Below are 15,865 nucleotides of genomic sequence, written 5' to 3' on the forward strand. Positions count from 1 at the left end.
CGTTTTTTGTTGTTGTTCGATCGTCCATCCGGGACGGATCAGGATATTGCCGGCGACTTCAGGGGAGCCACCCCGACTCTTTCTGGGTTCAAGGTCCGCAAAGCCCGGGGGAGCGAATCCTGCGCTCCCCCGGCCGAGGCTGAATCAGGCGAACACGATGCCTGAACCGTTGAGCCCCTCCATACCGATGCCCACCAGGGTCACCGAGTAGTCGCCCACCTTGAGCAAGGTGTCGTTGCCGCTCTGGGACAGGTGCTGGCTGTAGTCGTAATGGGCATCGATGCCGGGCACGCCCATGAACACCAGCTTGTCGCTGCTCTGGTAGCCGTGGATCAGGTCGAAACCGAAGTTGCCGCTGAACAGGAAGGTATTGGCCCCGCCCCCGGTGGAATGCATGACGTCGTTGCCGGCGCCACCGACGAAGGTCACGTTGGCCTTGTCGCTGCTCAGCAAGTCATCGCCGCCGTGGCCGAACAGCCAGTCGCCGTTGACGCTGGCCACCAGCGCATTGCCATATGCATCGCCATTGAGGGAGTGGTTGTAGGCGGTCCACTGGTTGCCGTTCTGCAAGCCGTCGGCGGTCACGCTGTAGCTGACGTCCTTGCCGAGCAGTTGCCACCAGCTCCCGGCCTCGTGACTGACCAGGGCACCGATATCCCGGGTCATGCTGATGCCGCCGTAGGCATCGCGGATGTACAAAGTGCCGTCGCCGTCATTGGCAATGGAGAAGTTCTTCAGCGGCTGCTGCAGTTCCAGAACGTTATGACCCGAGCCGCCATGGATGATGTTGTAGCCGCCGTCGTCGCGGAAACGGTCATCACCGGCACCGCCATCGAGGTAATCGTTGCCCTTGCCGCCGTGCAGCAGGTCGTTGCTCTGGGTGCCGATGATGAAGGTGCTGCCGCTGTGTTGCTCCGCGTACAGGTTGAGGTCCTTGACCCACACCTTGTCGCGCTGGCCCTCGGACAGGTTGGACACCACCACGGTCGAATCACGGCTGGTCAGGTCATAGAAATCCGAATCGATCAGGCGATTGAGTCCGCCGGCATAGTCCACCGCGCTATGGGCCGACCAGGACCAGGGGTTGAGGATGCTCTGGGGCACCAGCTTGCCGAACAACGACGCATAGTGATCGGTGAAGCTGACGATATTGTTGGTCGCCGACTCCTGGGGCTTGTCGTGGGTGCCCAGGGACGATGCGTTGAAGTCGGTGCCGTCCAGGGCACGGAACACCGGGTCGTTTTCATAGCCGATGTTCAGCACCTTGTCGCTGGCGCTCTGGGTCGGCGAGGCGAAGGCCACATAGCTGGCGTCCTGGTAGAAGCCGCCCCAATGCTCCGTGCTCAGGGTCGCCAGGCTGTTGACCGCCAACCCGCCCAGGCTGTGCCCGGTGACCAGCACATCGCTGCCGCTCAGGCCCTGGGCCGCGGCGAAGGCGGCGACCTTGCCCAGCAGGTTGTCGAAGGCCAGGCGGCTGTAGTTGTCGGCAAAGCCGGAGACAAAGGCCGCCTGCAGGTCGTTGAGGCCGTCCTTGAGGCTGTCGGTGCCACGAAAGCTGATGCCGATGGACAGCAACTGCCCGGCGCCGTCGTACTTGCCGAGGATCTCGACCTGGGCGTCGCTGACCACCGCCTGTTCGCCGGAAATGGTGCCCTGGGCGCTGACGTGGCCCTGATAGCCCAACTGCGAGGCGCTGATGGGGCGCCAGGACGTGCCCGGCAAGGCCTCGCCGGTGGGATTGCCTGCATACAAGGCCAGGGTGATGGCCTCGCTGTACTGGGCCTTGCCAGCACCGCCCACGGCGTTTTTGTAGTCGAAGATGCTCATGTGCGTTTCTCCTTTTTATCCTGCGGTCCGTCAGGGACCGGTGCGCTGACCGAAGGCCTCATCGACCCGGGCCAGATCTTCTTCACGCAAGGTTCCAGCGTAGTAATGCAACTTGGTCCAGGCCATCAGGTAGTCATAACGGGCCTGGGCCAGGTCACGCCGGGTGGTGTAGAGCTGCTGCTCGGCATTGAGCGCATCCAGGTTGACCCGTTCACCGCCCAGAATGCTCTGCCTGGTGGACACCACCAGGGCCTCGGCCGAGGTCAGGGCCTTCTGGTAGGCGCGCAATTTGCTCACTCCCGATAAACAGGCACTGAATTGCCGGCGCAGTTCAATCAGGGTTTCCCGAGTCTTGCCGTCCAGTTCGTATTCGGCCTGCTCCATGGCGCGGCTGGCCTGGCGAGTGGAGGCCGACACCCCGCCACCGGCGTACAGCGGCAGGCTGACTTCGATGCCGATGGTGTTGGTGTCGTAGCGCTGGTTGTAGGTGTTGCCGCTTTCCGATTCGTTCTGCCGCACGCTGGCGTAGGCGCTGAGCTTGGGCAGGTGCCCGGCGCGGTTGCGCTCCACTTCATAACGCGCCACCTCGACCCGTTGCCGCTGGGAGGCCAGCACCGGGTTGTTGCTCAGGGCCATCTCATGCCAGGTGTCGTAATTGGCCGGGCTCAGGGCAAAGGACTGGAAGTTTTCCTGCAAGGGGTCGAGGTCGCGCACGTCGAGGTCGGGCACGCCAATCAGCGCCCCCAATTCCCGCAAGGCCGCGTCCTGTTCGTCCCGGGCCTCGATCTCCTCGGCGGTGGCCAGCTCGTAGCGCGACTCGGCTTCGAGGATGTCGGTACGGGTGCCCTCGCCCTGCTGGAACATGTGCCGGTTCTGCTGGAACTGTTGCTCGAAGGCCTTTTTCTTGGCCAGGGCAATGTCGATCTGGTCCTGGGCGAACAGGGCCTTGGTGTAGTAGCTGAGCACTCGCACCAGCAGCTCCTGGCTCTTGCCACGAAAGTTCTCGTCGGCAAACAGGGCCTGGGCCACGCCCTTGCGGTAGTTGGCGTAGGCCTCGTAGTCGATCAGCGGCTGCTGCAGGGTCAGGGACGAGCCGTAGCTGTCGTAGTTGCGTTTTTCGCTGACGCTGCCGCGCACCGTGTCCAGGTAGGTGACCTTGGAGTTGTTGTGGCCCTTGTTGTAGCTGTAGCCCACCTTGGGCAGCAGACCGGCGCGGCCGATGGCGCGGTTTTCCAGGCCGGCGTCGCGCTCCTTGATGGCGCCGAGGAACACCGGGTCATTGCGCAGCGCCTGTTCGTAGATCTGGAACGGCCCCATGGCCTGGGCCCCCTGGCACACCAGCAAGGACAAGGCCGCGGCGAGGATGGAAAGCTTACTCATACGACGCGACATCCTTATTCTTCGGTCAGTGCGGAGCCGGCCCGGTCGAGCAATGGCTTGAACAGGTAATTGAGCAGCGAGCGCTCGCCGGTGCGGACAAACATCTCCGCCGGCATCCCCGGCTTGATCACCAGCCCGTTGAGCTTCTCCATGGCCTGGTCGCTGACGCTGCTGCGCAGCACGTAGTACGGCATGCCGGTTTTCTCATCGACCATCTGGTCGGCGGAAACCAGGCTGACCTCGCCGGACACCCTTGGCGTGCGGCTCTGGTTGAAGGCCGTGAAGAGGATGTCCACCGGCAGATGGGGGCCGACCTTGTCCACCAGGTTGACCGGCAGCCGCCCTTCCACTTCCAGGTGCGTGCCCTGGGGCACGATCTCCAGCAGGGTTTCGCCCTGGCGCACCACCGCGCCTTCGGTGTGCACCCCGAGGTTGACCGCGATGCCGTCGGCGGTGGCGATGATCTCGCTGTGCTGCAAGTCGAAACCGGCGGAGGTCAGCTGCTGCTCCAGGGTCTGGGTCTTGAGCTGGGCCTCGGCCAACTGGCTGCGCACCTCTTTCTGATATTCCTCGCTGTGCTGTTGCAGCTTGAGCCGGGATTCGAGAATGCCCTGCTCGATGCGTCCGCTTTCGCCGGTGTTCTGCGCCAGTTCCTGCTGCACCTGGGACAGTTGGCGCTGGTATTCCAGCAGGCGGTTGCGCGGGATATAGCCGTTGTCCGCCAAGGGTTGCAGGTTGCTCAGTTGCTGGCGCAGGGACTCGGCCTGATTGCCCAGGTCGGTGCGTGCGCGACGCATGCCCGCCAGTTGCGCGGTGGCGCCTTCGATGTTGGCGCGAATGCCCGCCTGCTCGCGCAGGAACGCCTCGCGCCGACTGCTGAACAGCTGGCGCTGGCCTTCCAGCACCAGGGCCAGGCGCGGGTCGTCACTGCTGCTCAACTGCGGCGGAAAGTCCACCTGCTTGAGGTTGTCGCGCTCGCTGCGCCAGCGCGCCAGGCTGGCCACCGCCATGCGGTACTGGGCCTGAAGGGATTGCACATCCGCCGCCACCTGAGTCTGGTCCAGGCGAAACAGCGGCTGGCCCTGCTTCACGCTTTCGCCTTCACGCACCAGGATGCGGCTGACCACCCCGCTGCTCATGGATTGCACCGCCTTGCGCTTGCCGGACACCACCACCGTGCCTTGCACCGGGATGCCCTGGTCCAGCGGCGCCAGGGCGGCCCAGACAAAGAAACTGCCGGCCCCCACCAGGGCCAGCAGCCAGCCCAGGCGCACGAAAAAGCCAGCGTCGCGCTCCACGCGTTCGGGTGCGTAATCCTGTTCGATCATCATCTCGCGGTCCTTGCTCATGCGCCTTTATTCCGTGTCGGAGCCTGATACTGACGGCTCATGCTCAAGCCTGCGGGGGCGGACGCGGCCGGCTTGGGGCTTTCCTGGGCGGCGGGCGACTGGCCGGCGGACAGCGCCTTGAGCACCTCCTGGCTGGGGCCGAAGGCCTGCAGGCGCCCTTCGTTGAGCACCAGCAGCTTGTCGGCCAGGGCCAGCACCGACGAGCGATGGGTCACCAGCACCACGCTGGCGCCCCGGGCCTTGAGCTGGGCAATGGCCGCCGCCAGGGCGCTTTCGCCCACGGTGTCGAGGTTGGAATTGGGTTCGTCGAGCACCACCAGGCTCGGGTTGCCGTACAGCGCCCGGGCCAGGGCCACGCGCTGTTTCTGCCCGCCGGACAGGCCGCTGCCGTCGTCCCCGAGCAGGGTGTCGTAGCCCTGGGGCAGGCGCAGGATCAGTTCATGCACCCCGGCCAACTGGGCGGCCTGGACCACCCGCTGCGGGTCGGCTTCACGAAAGCGCGCGATGTTCTCGGCGATGCTGCCGCTGAACAGCTCGATGTCCTGGGGCAAGTAACCGATGTAGGGCCCCAGCTCATCGCGATTCCAGCGGTGAATGTCGGCACCGTCCAGGCGCACCGTGCCGCCCAGGGTCGGCCAGACGCCCACCAGGACCCGAGCCAGGGTCGACTTGCCGGAACCGGAAGCACCCAGCACGCCCAGCACTTCACCGGCGTTGAGGTTGAAGCTCACTTGCTGCAGGGTTGCCAGCCGCCGCCCGGGCGGCCCGGCGCTGACCTGCTCGAAACTCACCTGGCCCTTGGGCGGCGGCAGCGACATGGCGCTGTCGCTGGGCGGGAACTCGCGCAGCAGCGCATCCAGGCGCTTGTAGGCCAGCTTGGCGGCACTCCACTGCTTCCACACCGCGATCAACTGGTCGATGGGGCTCAGCACCCGGCCCATGAGGATCGACCCGGCGATCATCATCCCCGCGGTCATGTCGCCCTTGATCACCAGCAACGCGCCCAGGCCCAGCACCAGCGATTGCAGGCACAGGCGCAGGGTCTTGCTCAGGGAACTGATCACCGAGCCGGTGTCGCTGGCCTGGTTCTGCCGGCCGAGAAACCGCGAATGCACCATGAACCAGCGTTTGCGCAGGACACCGAGCATGCCCATGGCCTGGATGGTTTCAGCGTTGTGCAGATGACTGGTGGCCAGTTGGGTGGATTGCTGCGAATACCCGCTGGCCTCGGCCAGGGGCTTCTTGGTCATGGCCTCGTTGAAGCAGGCCAGCGCGATCAGCAACAAGGCGCCAGCGCTGGCGAACACGCCGAGCCAGACGTTGAAGGCAAAGATCACCAGCAGATAGATGGGAAACCAGGGCGCATCGAAGAAGGCGAACAGGGCCGGGCCGGTGAGGAACTGGCGAATGTGGGTCAGGTCCCCCAGGGACTGCCCGGCATGGCCTTCGCCGCGGGCCAGGTTGCGTTCGAAGGCGGCCTGATAAACCCGCAGGTTGAAACGCCGCTCCAGCTGGCTGCCAATGCGGATCACGACAAAGCTGCGCACCACTTCCAGGAGCCCGATAAACAGGAAGAAGCCCACCACCATCAGCGACAGCATCACCAGGGTGGTTTCATTCTGTGACGACAGCACCCGGTCGTAGACCTGCAACATATAGATGGAAGGCACCAGCATCAGCACATTAATCAAGGCGGTAAAACAACCGACACTGATCAGGATGCCCTTATATTCGCCCAATGCCTTAAACAGTGGTGCAGGATGACTATTGTTCAGCATCTTCAACATTTTCCCTGAGTCGACCCTGCGCGCCGAACGCGAGTACCTCATATACGGCGCAACTAAAGATGTGCGTCCCTTAGTCTCAAAGTCTGCGGACACACCCGAACCGGACAACTGTCGTTTACAGTCCTCCGGTTATAGACCTGTCGATTAAAAGAGTGGCGAGATTAAAGCCACTCAAGATTAAACGAACAACCTGCCGCGTTAATTAGCCGGCACGCTGCAACACAATCAAACCGTCGCCTTTGAGGCGCGCTTCGTACAGGCCTTCTTTCTGTCGACTGAAAAAGATGATTCTTGAACCTTCGCGCCCGGTAATGGCAATACCGTCGGGCTCCGGGAACCAGCCCACCGCCGCCTCGCCGATCCACTTCGACAGGCACTCGGCGCCGTCTCCCAGGACGGCGTTTTGCAGCAGGTCCAGGGCGCAGGCGGCGCCAGGCTCGCTCTGTTGCTGCAACTGCCAGTGTCCAACCAGTTCCGAGGGGTCCGCCAAGCGCAGGCTGCTTGCCATGGTTATTGCTCCGTAGAAGATCGTCAGCGTCGCCAGCAGCCAGGTGGCCGCCTTGCAACGCAAGGTGTGTGGGGTCATGGGGTGCTCCGTCCGCCCGGTAGACTCGCTCAGCCTCGGGGCCAATGCAACAGCGGAGGGCAGCGCCTGGGCGCTGCCCTCCGCCGGTTTCAATCAGGCAACGATATCGCTGACCGCTGCCTGGCCCACGGTGCTGACCAGGAAGTCCGCCACGCCATGCCCGGAGAAGTCCACCGACAGGGTGCTCACGCCACCGGAGGTGCTGAGGATCGCGTCACCCGCCGCGCCGGTGAAGGCGTTGACGAAGTGCAGGCCCGCGCCCTTGGTGATCCCGGTCAGGTCGATCTTGTCCAGGCCGCTGACAAAATCCATGATCTGATCGGCCGCACCCGGCTTGGAATCGCTGCTGGCGCCGAACACGAAGGTGTCCGCGCCGGCGCCGCCCCACAGCTGATCCGCGCCACCGGCGCCGTAGATGATGTCGTTGCCGGCACCGCCCTTGAGCACGTTGGCCGCGTCGTTACCGATCAGCAGGTCGTTGCCCGAGCCGCCGAAGGCGTTTTCCACGGTCACGCCCTGGGCGATGGAGACGTTGCCCACCATGCCGCCAACGTCGGAGAACGACCCGGCATTGAGGTTGATCTTCTGGTTCTGGGTAAAACCGGAGAAGTCCAGGGTGTCGTTGCCGCCACCGTCCCACACCGAGAACACCAGCTTGTCGGCGGAGGAGCTGGCGCTGTAGAAATCGCGCCCGGTATTGGAGTTGAAACCGTAGGTGGTATCACCGGCACGGGTGCTGTAGTTGGCCCCGTAGAGTTTCTGGATGGCGGCGATATCGTCCATCAGCGGGCCGGACGAATAGGCTTCGACCCCGCCCTTGCTGAAGTTCTGCCCGGTATTGCTTTCACTCCAGTAGCTCATGACGCTGTAGCCACGGGTGTCCTGGCCGTAGCTGGCGTCCTTGTAGCTGGGGTTGCCTTCGCCGGCGTTGTAGTCGCCAGGGTGAGCCAGGCCCAGGGTGTGACCGATCTCATGGGTCAGGGTCTGACGGCCATAGTTGTTCAGGTCGGGGTTCTTGTTCTGGGTGTAGCCGCTGTTGATCAGGTACCACGAGGTGCCGTCATAGCCGGCGCCGGTGCCCGGCAGGTAGGCGAAGGCCGCCGCGCCGTCCTGGCCGCCGCTGTAGTTGCCGAAGGTCATGTGGGCGTCGCCACCCGAGGCTTTCTCGGTAAACACCACGTTGGCCACGTCGGCCCACGACTGCATGGCCAGCACTGCCTGGGCCTTCTGTTGAGCGCTGAACTGGCTGAACCCGGAGATGCCATGCTTGTTCATGGTGCTCGAGGAGGCCGAGGTCAGGAAGGTATAGGTCAGGTCGATCTTGCCGTTACCGTTCAGGTCCTTGTAGGCAGCGCCGTCACGCAGCAGTTGCGTGGCGGCCTGGTCGACCGAAAACGAGGGTTTGCCATTGACCGTGAGATTGCCGCCACGGTCGTATTGATGACTGAAGCTATTGATCTGGTTATACGCCGAACTTGCTGCGGCCAAAGGCACCAGTTGCTGTTCGGCAGATGCAATAGCGTTCTCTGTTACTTTCGACATAAACACACTTCCTTGTAATCAATGGAACAGTTTTTGTCAGATAGCGACAATCCCTGGCGAGATCGTCCTATCACTCGCCCTAAGCAGGCGAAAGAAAGCTGACACAATTTGAAATCAGACGTCCACTGTTTTTTTGGCGTCAAATTCCACTGTTCCGAGAAACTCCAGCAAACAATGACCGCGCAGTCGAAAGAATATTTTTTAACTGATTAACGGGCGACATTGTCTGACAATCTACAATTTAATTATTAAATATCCATTGGACTAATAATGCCGACCAGGTCGCACTTTCAAGTCCCTCGGCTTATGTTCCAACCCGTTAATTCCAATGCTTCCAGCAATACTTGCGCGGTCAGCGCCGGCACCTGCGCGCCGTCGTCACTGGTCATCGGCTCGCCCGCCAGCAGGGCGTTGACGATGGCCTCCTCCACGGCCTCGGCGGCCGCGCTGAACAACGGCGAGATGTGATCGTTGTTGAGCATCGCCAGCGGCGAGGTCAGTCCCAGGTCCTTGCGCGCGTAATCCGCGGTGGGCAGGTCCCGGTTTCCCGTGGCAAAGGCCAGGAAGATGTCGCCACTGGAATCCTCGGTGCCGCCGCCGGTGCGGGCGATGCCAATGGCGGCCCGTTGCGCCAGGCGCTGGCATTGATGGGGCAAGAGCGGCGCATCGGTGGCCAGGATCACCACGATCGAGCCCATGCCCGGAGTCCCGCGTTCGGCAAAGGGCGAGACGATGCCCCCCAGCCGCCGCCCCACCGGATAACCGTCCACCCGCAACTCTTCACGCTTGCCATGATTGGCCTGGACCAGGGCGCCGACGGTATAGCCGCCCTGCTCCGCCGTCAGGCGCCGCGACGCGGTGCCGATACCGCCCTTGAACTCGTGGCAGATCATCCCGGTGCCGCCGCCCACCGCGCCCTCGGCCACCGGCCCGGACTCGGCGCTGGCCAAGGCCTGGCGCACCTGTTGCGGCCCCACATGCTGGCCCCAGATGTCGTTGAGCAGACCGTCGTAGGTTTCCATCACCACCGGCATGCACCAGTACACGGCCGGGTCCGCCAGGGCTTCGCGCTCCAGGGCGATCAGGGTGTCGCGGACCACGCCGACGCTGTGGGTATTGGTGATGGCCAACGGGGTGGTCAGGGTCCCCGCTTCGCGGATCCACTCCAGGCCCGTGGCGTCGCCGTTGCCGTTGAGGACATGGCAGCCGGCAAAGCACGGCTGCAGCCGCGCGTGCCCATCCCGGGGCTGGACCAGGGTCACCCCGGTGCGTACCTGCTTGCCGCCCACGCGGGTGTTCAGGGTGCTGTGCCCCACCCGTACCCCGGGTACGTCGGTGATCGCATTGAACGGCCCCGGCGTCCCCAAACCCAGCTTGATACCCAACTGACGTGCTCGCATATCCACTCCTTACAATTTCTGGAACGCCGGGCTGTACCGGCCATTAGTGCCATAGAGAATCACCGACAGCGCCAGCAGCCCGATGATCACCATGAGGTCCCGCACAGAGGCCTCAAGCAACAGCGTGATCAGCAGGTAACCGGCGCCGAGCACAGCCAGCAGCGCCGGCAGCGGCCACAGCGGCATGCGGTAGGGATGCTCGCGATCGCGCAGCCGCACCCGGCTCAGCAATGCGCTGAGGGCGACGATCAGGTACACCAGCATGATCAACAGCACGCTGAAGGACGTGAGGTCCGCCAGATTCGAGCTAAAACTGAGTACTGCCGAAGGCATCGCCAGGAACAGCGTAGCCAGCCATGGCGAGTCCCAGCGCGGGTGGATCCGTGTGAACAGGCGGTTGATGCCGGGCGTCCACAGGGCATCCCGGCCGCTGCTGAACACCACGCGGCCGATCTGGATAACGATGGCGACGATGGCGTTGAACACCGACAGGAAGATCCCACCACTGACGACCCTGGCGAGGGTTTCGTTGCCATGGCTGGTGAGTAGGTAGCCGATGGGATCGGGGCTGGCCAGCATGGTGCTCAGGGACGGCGCGCCAATCAGCAAGGCGGTCAGCGGCACCAACTCGATGATCACCACCAGCACCAGGGACCAGAGCACCGCCTTGTGCACGCCGCGCCCCTTGCATTTCATGTCTTCGGCCAGCAGCACCGCCGGTCCATAGCCGTTGTAGGAAAACAGGCCGATACCCACCGCCCCGATCACCAGGGCCCAGGGCGCCATCTGCAACACGCCATGGTCGACGATCTGCGGTTGCAGCAGGATGCCCAGCGGTTGCGAGGCGTTGCCAAAGCCCAGCCAGACAATGACCAGCAAGGCCGCCACTTCCAGCAGCAGGCAGGTGCCGGTAATCCAGGCATTGAGCTTGATATTGAGAATGCCCAGCAGATAACTGCAGACCACGATCACCAGGGCCACGGTCTGGGAATCGAAGTTCGTGCCCAGGGCGTTGTTCAGGTAAGTGGCGGCGCCGGTGGCCAGCACCGGCGGGATGAACAGCAGCATCACCAGCACCGTGAGGAAGGTGGCATAGCCGGCCATGCCGCCAAACACCCGCTTGGCATACACGTACTCGCCCCCCGCACTGTTATGGGCGCGGCCCAGCTCGGCGTAGCAGAAGGCAAACATCAGCGCCAGCAACCCGGCCATGACGAACGCCAGGAACACCCCGCTGCCGGCCTGATGGATGGCAAAGGGCGCAATCACGAACACTGAACTGGCGGGCGTCACACCGGAGACGGTGATGGCCACCACATCGAACACACTCAAGGTTGGTTTCAGCGCGCCGTCAGGCGCTGCGGGAGAGCTCATATCGTTATCCTCGTGTTTATTGTTGGTCTGAGGCAGAAACGAAATCCATCGGGCGGGCGCATTCTGGGACGCGCTTGGTGGGAGCTACTCTAGGCAGTGGCGGCGCCTCGCCCAATTCCCCTATTGGAGTACTCCCCTTGACGGCGACCGGCAAATCGACGAAACCGTGCCACGACACTTTCGCCGAATCAGTGGAGCAAGACCTTTGAGTAATCTGTTCAGGGAAGTCGGCCTGCATGCCGGCCTGGGCCGCACCGTCACGCTGATCGGCAACCCGCGCTTCTGGAAACAGCTGGTGTTGCTGCTGCACCAGGCCACGCCGTTCGACAACGCCCTGGCGATCTTCTACCCGCGAGAAGGCCCGCCCCAGGCACTGGAGGAATATGACGCCGAACCCAGCAGCAAACCGGCCTCGATGCTCACCTACCTGAACGGCCTGTACCTGCTCGACCCGTTCTTCCAGGCCTGCCGCGAGGGCTACCCCAGCGGCCTGTATCGCCTGGAAGAAGTGGCCCCGGACCACTTTCGCCAGAGCGAGTACTTTCTCAGCTACTTCCACGACAACGTTCTGGAAGACGAGGTGCAGTTCATCCTGCAACTGCCCGATACCGGCACCCTGTCCCTGTCACTGGGCAGTCAGCGCGTGTTCGACCGCGAGCAAATCGGCCAGCTCACCACCTTTGCCGCCTGGGTGCTGCCGCTGATGCAGCAGCATTGGCAGCACAGCCAGCTGCGCCCTCAATTGCCGGTCGCCGAAGAAATGGCCAGCCAGATTCGCGACGCCCTGAGTCATTTCGGCAGCGCCGTGCTGTCGGATCGCGAGCTGGAGATCGCCCGCCTGATCCTGCGCGGTTTTTCCTCCAAGGCCATGGCCGAGCGCCTGAAGATCTCGCCGGACACCATCAAGGTCCACCGCCGCCACCTGTACGCCAAGCTGGACATCTCCAGCCAGCCGGAGCTGTTTTCGTTGTTCATCCAATCCCTGGGGCACGACCTGGATAATCCCTGAAGCCATGGATGGGGCTGCAGTTGCCGGTGTTCTCGGGGGACTGGGTGGCTGCATTTCTGTCTGCTTGCCTGTCTGCTTGCCTGATTGCCTGATTGCCTTGCGTAGGAGCTGGCTTGCCAGCGAAGGCGTCCTCAAGGGTAACGCAACATCCAAGGGCCCCTTCGCCAGCAAGCCGGCTCCTACAGGGCCGGCGCAGGCGTCGGACTCAGGCTCCTACGCGCTCAGGGAGCGGGCGCGGAAGTCACGGGGCGATTGTTCGAAATGCTTCTTGAAGGTCCGGCTGAAATGCGCCGAATCCGTGAAACCCCACTTGAAGGCAATGTCGGTGATCGACTCATTGCGCAATTGCGGGTTACTCAGATCGGCGGCGCTGCGCTTGAGTCGCGAGCGCTGGATAAATCGGCACACGCTGTCGCCCTGCTCTTCAAACAGTCGGTACAGCTGGCGCACCGAGATGTTCAACTGCGCCGCCAGGGATACCGGGGTCAGCCCCGGCTCGTTGAGGGATTGATTGATCAGCTGTCGGGCCTGATCGCGCAGACAGTGGCCATGCAGGCCTTGGTCAAAGCCGTCCAGGGTGTCGGCGGTCTGGCGCAGGGTCGGCCCGAGCAAGGCAATCAGGGCTTCCTGCAAGGCCTGCCCCTCCTGCTGCGCGGCACAGCCGTGCAGATCACCGGCGCAGATCTGCTCCACCAGCAAGCGCATCAAGCGACCACTGGCGCAGTTCTGTGACAGCTTGCCGAACTTGCGTTGCTGCTCCGGCAGATGCCGGTAGACCTCTTCCCGGCACAGGTGGAACGACGCGTGTTCGATCAGGCCGTGGGGCACGATCTCGCAGGCGCCGGCCGAATCCAGCAGGGCCATGTCGCCGGGGCCCAGCTCTACACTCTCACCGCCCTGGCTCAGGCGGGCGTGACCACTGCGCTGGATGATCAGGAAACAATGGCGGTCGTCGTCCTGGTCGACCTTGGTGCTCTGCCGGGAAATCAGCCCGGCGTTGGTGCGGATCTGCGCCACTTCCAGCCCGGCGTAATCCTGCAGCCCCACTTCACCGATGAACAGAGCGGGATTGCGCGCCGGGCGGGCCTCGAATCGACCGCAGACACCCTGCAAGGCGCCTACCCAGGAACTGAAACTATGCGAAGCAAGCACTGTGCACCTCCATAAGCCGGTTTCAGACCGCCTTTGTTGTTATGGCGATATCATTAACATGTTATCTATTTGCCAGGCAAGGCGCCTGACAGCATGGATAGTCTGTTATGGCTTAAGCAGGGTGTATGCCAGTGCTTACGGTTATGTCGGTCAGAATTCTCGCAGAAGCTTGTACAACTCGGTGAAGCTGCCCAACAGCGCCTGCCGCTGTTCGGCGCTCAGGCGAATATAGCGCCGGAACCCGGGCAAACGGTTGACCACCTCGCTGGCGGCAAAATGCTCCAGGCGCACTTGCCACCCCTGTGCATCCCGCCACAGCTCCAGGTGCTTGAAGTCCAGCGGCAGCAAGCTCTCCAGTAACCTGGGGTCATTGCCCAGGCGTTGCAGCAAGGGCGTCCATTGCCCAGCCTCCCCGGCCAGCAAACGGGCGGCGACACCCTGACGGCGGATCAACCCGGTATGGCGCAAGCTGATTCGCGCCTGCCCGGCCCCAGCGGCAGGTATCCGCAAGCGCCACTCACAGACCACGATATGCATCAGGAACTGCGCCAGCGCACGCTCATGCACCGCGAACTCCAGCCCCCGTTGCGGACAGCGAAAGACCGCCCGGGCAACACCGCAAGGGTTGCAGTCGAGCCCCGCCAGATCCCTGCGCAAGTGCCCCAGGGTCACCCCGGGGCAATAGCCCGAGGGTGCCCGGTGCCACCAGTCAAAGAGGTTTTGTCGCCAGCTTGAAAGACTCATCGGCCAGTTGCTCCCGAGGACGGTTGTCGGTCTCCGCGGCAAGGCCCAGGGCCTGCTCCAGCACCTCCTCCACCGGCACCGGCCGGAATGGATTGACCTTCTGCACCAGCAGGGTCCAGACCAGGGCATAGAGGGCGGTCAGGCCCAGCATGCTGCCAAAGGGCACATAGATGTCCCGCGGGTTCATCCCCGGTGGCGTGATGAACCACATGCCCAGGAGGATCCCCACTGAAGACAGGATCTGCGGCAGGGGGAACCAGGGCGACTTGTAGGCCCGGGGCAGATCCGGCCGACGAATGCGCAGCATCACCACCGACAGGGTCACCAGCAGATAGGCGGTGCTCCAGGCACAGACCGCCGCCAGCACCAGGTGCATGATGCTGTCCGTGCTGCCGCCCAGCCACCAGGCATGCAGGCAGGGAATCAGCACCGCCACGGCGATGCACAGCAAAGGGGTCTTGAAACGCGGATGCAGGTAGGTGAAGACCCTGGGCAAGGCACCGTCCAGCGCCATGCCGTAGAGGATTCGCGGCAGGCCGGCCATCAGGGTGTTGATGGTGGCGGCGCCGGCAAACAGCAGGCCAATGCCCAGCCAGATACGGCCGAACGGCCCCATGATCTGTTCGGCGAAATGCGGAATGGCCATGGGCGTGTCCAGCAGATGCACGCTGCCGTCTTCGCTCAGGGCGATGTTCTCCACCTGGCGCTTCATGGCCGCGCCATAGATGAACATGCACAGCGCCACCCCCACCAGCCCCAGGGCCATGGCTCGGGGAATGGTCCTGGCGGCCTTGCGTACATCCGGGGTCAGCGGCGTGACGAACTCGCAACCGACGAACATGAACATGGCCATGCCCACCAGGGACAGGATGGTCGGCAAGTCAGTCCCCACCATGGAGGCGCCGAACCAGCCGTCGAGCTGCACCGCCGGCGCCTTGATCACCCCGAGCACGCCAAAGACCATCAGGGTGGTCCACATGCCGAAGGTCAGGATCACCTCGGCACGGCTGAAGGCGGTGATCCCCACCGCGTTGAGCAGGCCGAAGAACAGCACCAGCCCCACGCCCACCAGCCAAGCGCTGCCGCTCTGCTCCAGCAGGGTGTTGAGGGATTCGAAGTTCACCAGGGCCATGATGCCGCTGAGAATGGTTTCCGCCGTGCCGGCGAACACATGCACGATCAGGTAGGCGGACAAGGTGCCGGTGATGGCGAAGAAACGCCCCAGCCCACAGGCCAGGTAGTCATAGACCGAACCGTTGGTGGGCAGCAGGCAGGCCGCTTCGGCGAAGGTGGTGGACTGCGCCAGCATCATCAGCAAGGCGATCAGCATCGCTGCGGCGAACGCGCCGCCGCCGATACCGAACCCGGTGGTGGCCGTGAGGATCACCGGGCTGGCCATGATCAGTCCCACGGCACTGGCCAGCGCCGTGGGAAAACCGACTACCCCCTGATCCAGGTGACGCTTGAGTCTGTCGTTGAGCGACATGATGGTAAACCTCGAAAGCATGGGTTGATGATTGTTGTTCTAGGCATTTCAAGGGCACGCCTGATGGCGCAGTGCTTGGCTGTCTGACGCATCTGTCTTCATGTTCACACCCTGTAGGAGCTGGCTCGCCAGCGAAGGCGTCGGCAAGATCACCGCCCAATCCAGTGGCCTCTTCGTCGGCCAGCCGGCTCCTGCAGTAAACCGGTTGGCCCTGCCCCCGCAGGGGACG

Annotated in this window: 12 protein-coding genes; 1 reads left to right on the top strand and 11 read right to left on the bottom strand. The window is 63.4% G+C overall.

The window, feature by feature from the left end:
* Positions 1 to 144 precede the first annotated feature (144 nt).
* From GGI48_RS00155 to GGI48_RS00190, 8 genes are all read right to left on the bottom strand, one after another.
* Positions 145 to 1,827: a polyurethanase gene (locus GGI48_RS00155; protein WP_179596170.1), complete on the bottom strand. Its 1,683-nt coding sequence runs from the start codon at positions 1,825 to 1,827 to the stop codon at positions 145 to 147.
* Positions 1,828 to 1,857: 30 nt separating this feature from the next.
* Positions 1,858 to 3,207 carry a TolC family outer membrane protein gene (locus GGI48_RS00160; protein WP_020372512.1) on the bottom strand — a complete coding sequence of 450 codons (1,350 nt, stop codon included), beginning with the start codon at positions 3,205 to 3,207 and terminating at the stop codon, positions 1,858 to 1,860.
* Between the two features lie 14 nt (positions 3,208 to 3,221).
* A complete protein-coding gene (locus GGI48_RS00165) occupies positions 3,222 to 4,538 on the bottom strand; it encodes an HlyD family type I secretion periplasmic adaptor subunit (RefSeq protein ID WP_409283647.1) in 1,317 nt (438 codons plus the stop codon).
* 14 nt (positions 4,539 to 4,552) lie between these two features.
* Positions 4,553 to 6,334 carry a type I secretion system permease/ATPase gene (locus GGI48_RS00170; protein WP_179596172.1) on the bottom strand — a complete coding sequence of 594 codons (1,782 nt, stop codon included), beginning with the start codon at positions 6,332 to 6,334 and terminating at the stop codon, positions 4,553 to 4,555.
* A 211-nt stretch (positions 6,335 to 6,545) separates the two neighbouring features.
* Positions 6,546 to 6,929, bottom strand: a complete 384-nt coding sequence (locus tag GGI48_RS00175) for an AprI/Inh family metalloprotease inhibitor (protein ID WP_179596174.1) — start codon at positions 6,927 to 6,929, stop codon at positions 6,546 to 6,548.
* A 93-nt stretch (positions 6,930 to 7,022) separates the two neighbouring features.
* Positions 7,023 to 8,471, bottom strand: coding sequence for a serralysin family metalloprotease (locus tag GGI48_RS00180; protein ID WP_016962798.1), 1,449 nt, complete (start codon positions 8,469 to 8,471; stop codon positions 7,023 to 7,025).
* A gap of 290 nt (positions 8,472 to 8,761) precedes the next feature.
* Entirely contained in the window at positions 8,762 to 9,871 is a 1,110-nt protein-coding gene (locus GGI48_RS00185; RefSeq protein ID WP_016962799.1) for a P1 family peptidase, read from the bottom strand.
* A 9-nt stretch (positions 9,872 to 9,880) separates the two neighbouring features.
* Positions 9,881 to 11,245, bottom strand: coding sequence for an APC family permease (locus GGI48_RS00190; RefSeq protein WP_179596176.1), 1,365 nt, complete (start codon positions 11,243 to 11,245; stop codon positions 9,881 to 9,883).
* 205 nt (positions 11,246 to 11,450) lie between these two features.
* On the opposite strand from GGI48_RS00190, the gene GGI48_RS00195 reads away from it, so the two are divergent.
* Positions 11,451 to 12,254, top strand: a complete 804-nt coding sequence (locus tag GGI48_RS00195) for a helix-turn-helix transcriptional regulator (RefSeq protein ID WP_016962800.1) — start codon at positions 11,451 to 11,453, stop codon at positions 12,252 to 12,254.
* Positions 12,255 to 12,467: 213 nt separating this feature from the next.
* On the opposite strand, the gene feaR is transcribed toward GGI48_RS00195, so the two are convergent.
* The 3 genes from feaR to GGI48_RS00210 form a co-directional block, all read right to left on the bottom strand.
* Positions 12,468 to 13,406: a transcriptional regulator FeaR gene (gene feaR, locus GGI48_RS00200; protein ID WP_179596178.1), complete on the bottom strand. Its 939-nt coding sequence runs from the start codon at positions 13,404 to 13,406 to the stop codon at positions 12,468 to 12,470.
* A gap of 150 nt (positions 13,407 to 13,556) precedes the next feature.
* Positions 13,557 to 14,150, bottom strand: a complete 594-nt coding sequence (locus tag GGI48_RS00205) for a DUF3156 family protein (protein ID WP_179596180.1) — start codon at positions 14,148 to 14,150, stop codon at positions 13,557 to 13,559.
* Entirely contained in the window at positions 14,116 to 15,636 is a 1,521-nt protein-coding gene (locus tag GGI48_RS00210; RefSeq protein WP_179596182.1) for an APC family permease, read from the bottom strand. The genes GGI48_RS00205 and GGI48_RS00210 overlap by 35 nt, the downstream gene beginning before the upstream one ends.
* Positions 15,637 to 15,865: the final 229 nt, after the last annotated feature.

The organism is Pseudomonas protegens (assembly GCF_013407925.2).
Classification (GTDB): Bacteria; Pseudomonadota; Gammaproteobacteria; order Pseudomonadales; family Pseudomonadaceae; genus Aquipseudomonas; species Aquipseudomonas fluorescens_AP.

Excerpts from the sequence above, each read along its gene's own strand:
- GGI48_RS00175 (WP_179596174.1), bottom strand. The coding sequence starts at position 6,929 with ATGACCCCACACACCTTGCGTTGCAAGGCGGCCACCTGGCTGCTGGCG.
- GGI48_RS00160 (WP_020372512.1), bottom strand. The coding sequence starts at position 3,207 with ATGAGTAAGCTTTCCATCCTCGCCGCGGCCTTGTCCTTGCTGGTGTGC.
- GGI48_RS00170 (WP_179596172.1), bottom strand. The coding sequence starts at position 6,334 with ATGCTGAACAATAGTCATCCTGCACCACTGTTTAAGGCATTGGGCGAA.
- GGI48_RS00180 (WP_016962798.1), bottom strand. The coding sequence starts at position 8,471 with ATGTCGAAAGTAACAGAGAACGCTATTGCATCTGCCGAACAGCAACTG.
- GGI48_RS00210 (WP_179596182.1), bottom strand. The coding sequence starts at position 15,636 with ATGTCGCTCAACGACAGACTCAAGCGTCACCTGGATCAGGGGGTAGTC.
- GGI48_RS00185 (WP_016962799.1), bottom strand. The coding sequence starts at position 9,871 with ATGCGAGCACGTCAGTTGGGTATCAAGCTGGGTTTGGGGACGCCGGGG.
- GGI48_RS00205 (WP_179596180.1), bottom strand. The coding sequence starts at position 14,150 with ATGAGTCTTTCAAGCTGGCGACAAAACCTCTTTGACTGGTGGCACCGG.
- GGI48_RS00155 (WP_179596170.1), bottom strand. The coding sequence starts at position 1,827 with ATGAGCATCTTCGACTACAAAAACGCCGTGGGCGGTGCTGGCAAGGCC.
- GGI48_RS00165 (WP_409283647.1), bottom strand. The coding sequence starts at position 4,538 with ATGATGATCGAACAGGATTACGCACCCGAACGCGTGGAGCGCGACGCT.
- GGI48_RS00190 (WP_179596176.1), bottom strand. The coding sequence starts at position 11,245 with ATGAGCTCTCCCGCAGCGCCTGACGGCGCGCTGAAACCAACCTTGAGT.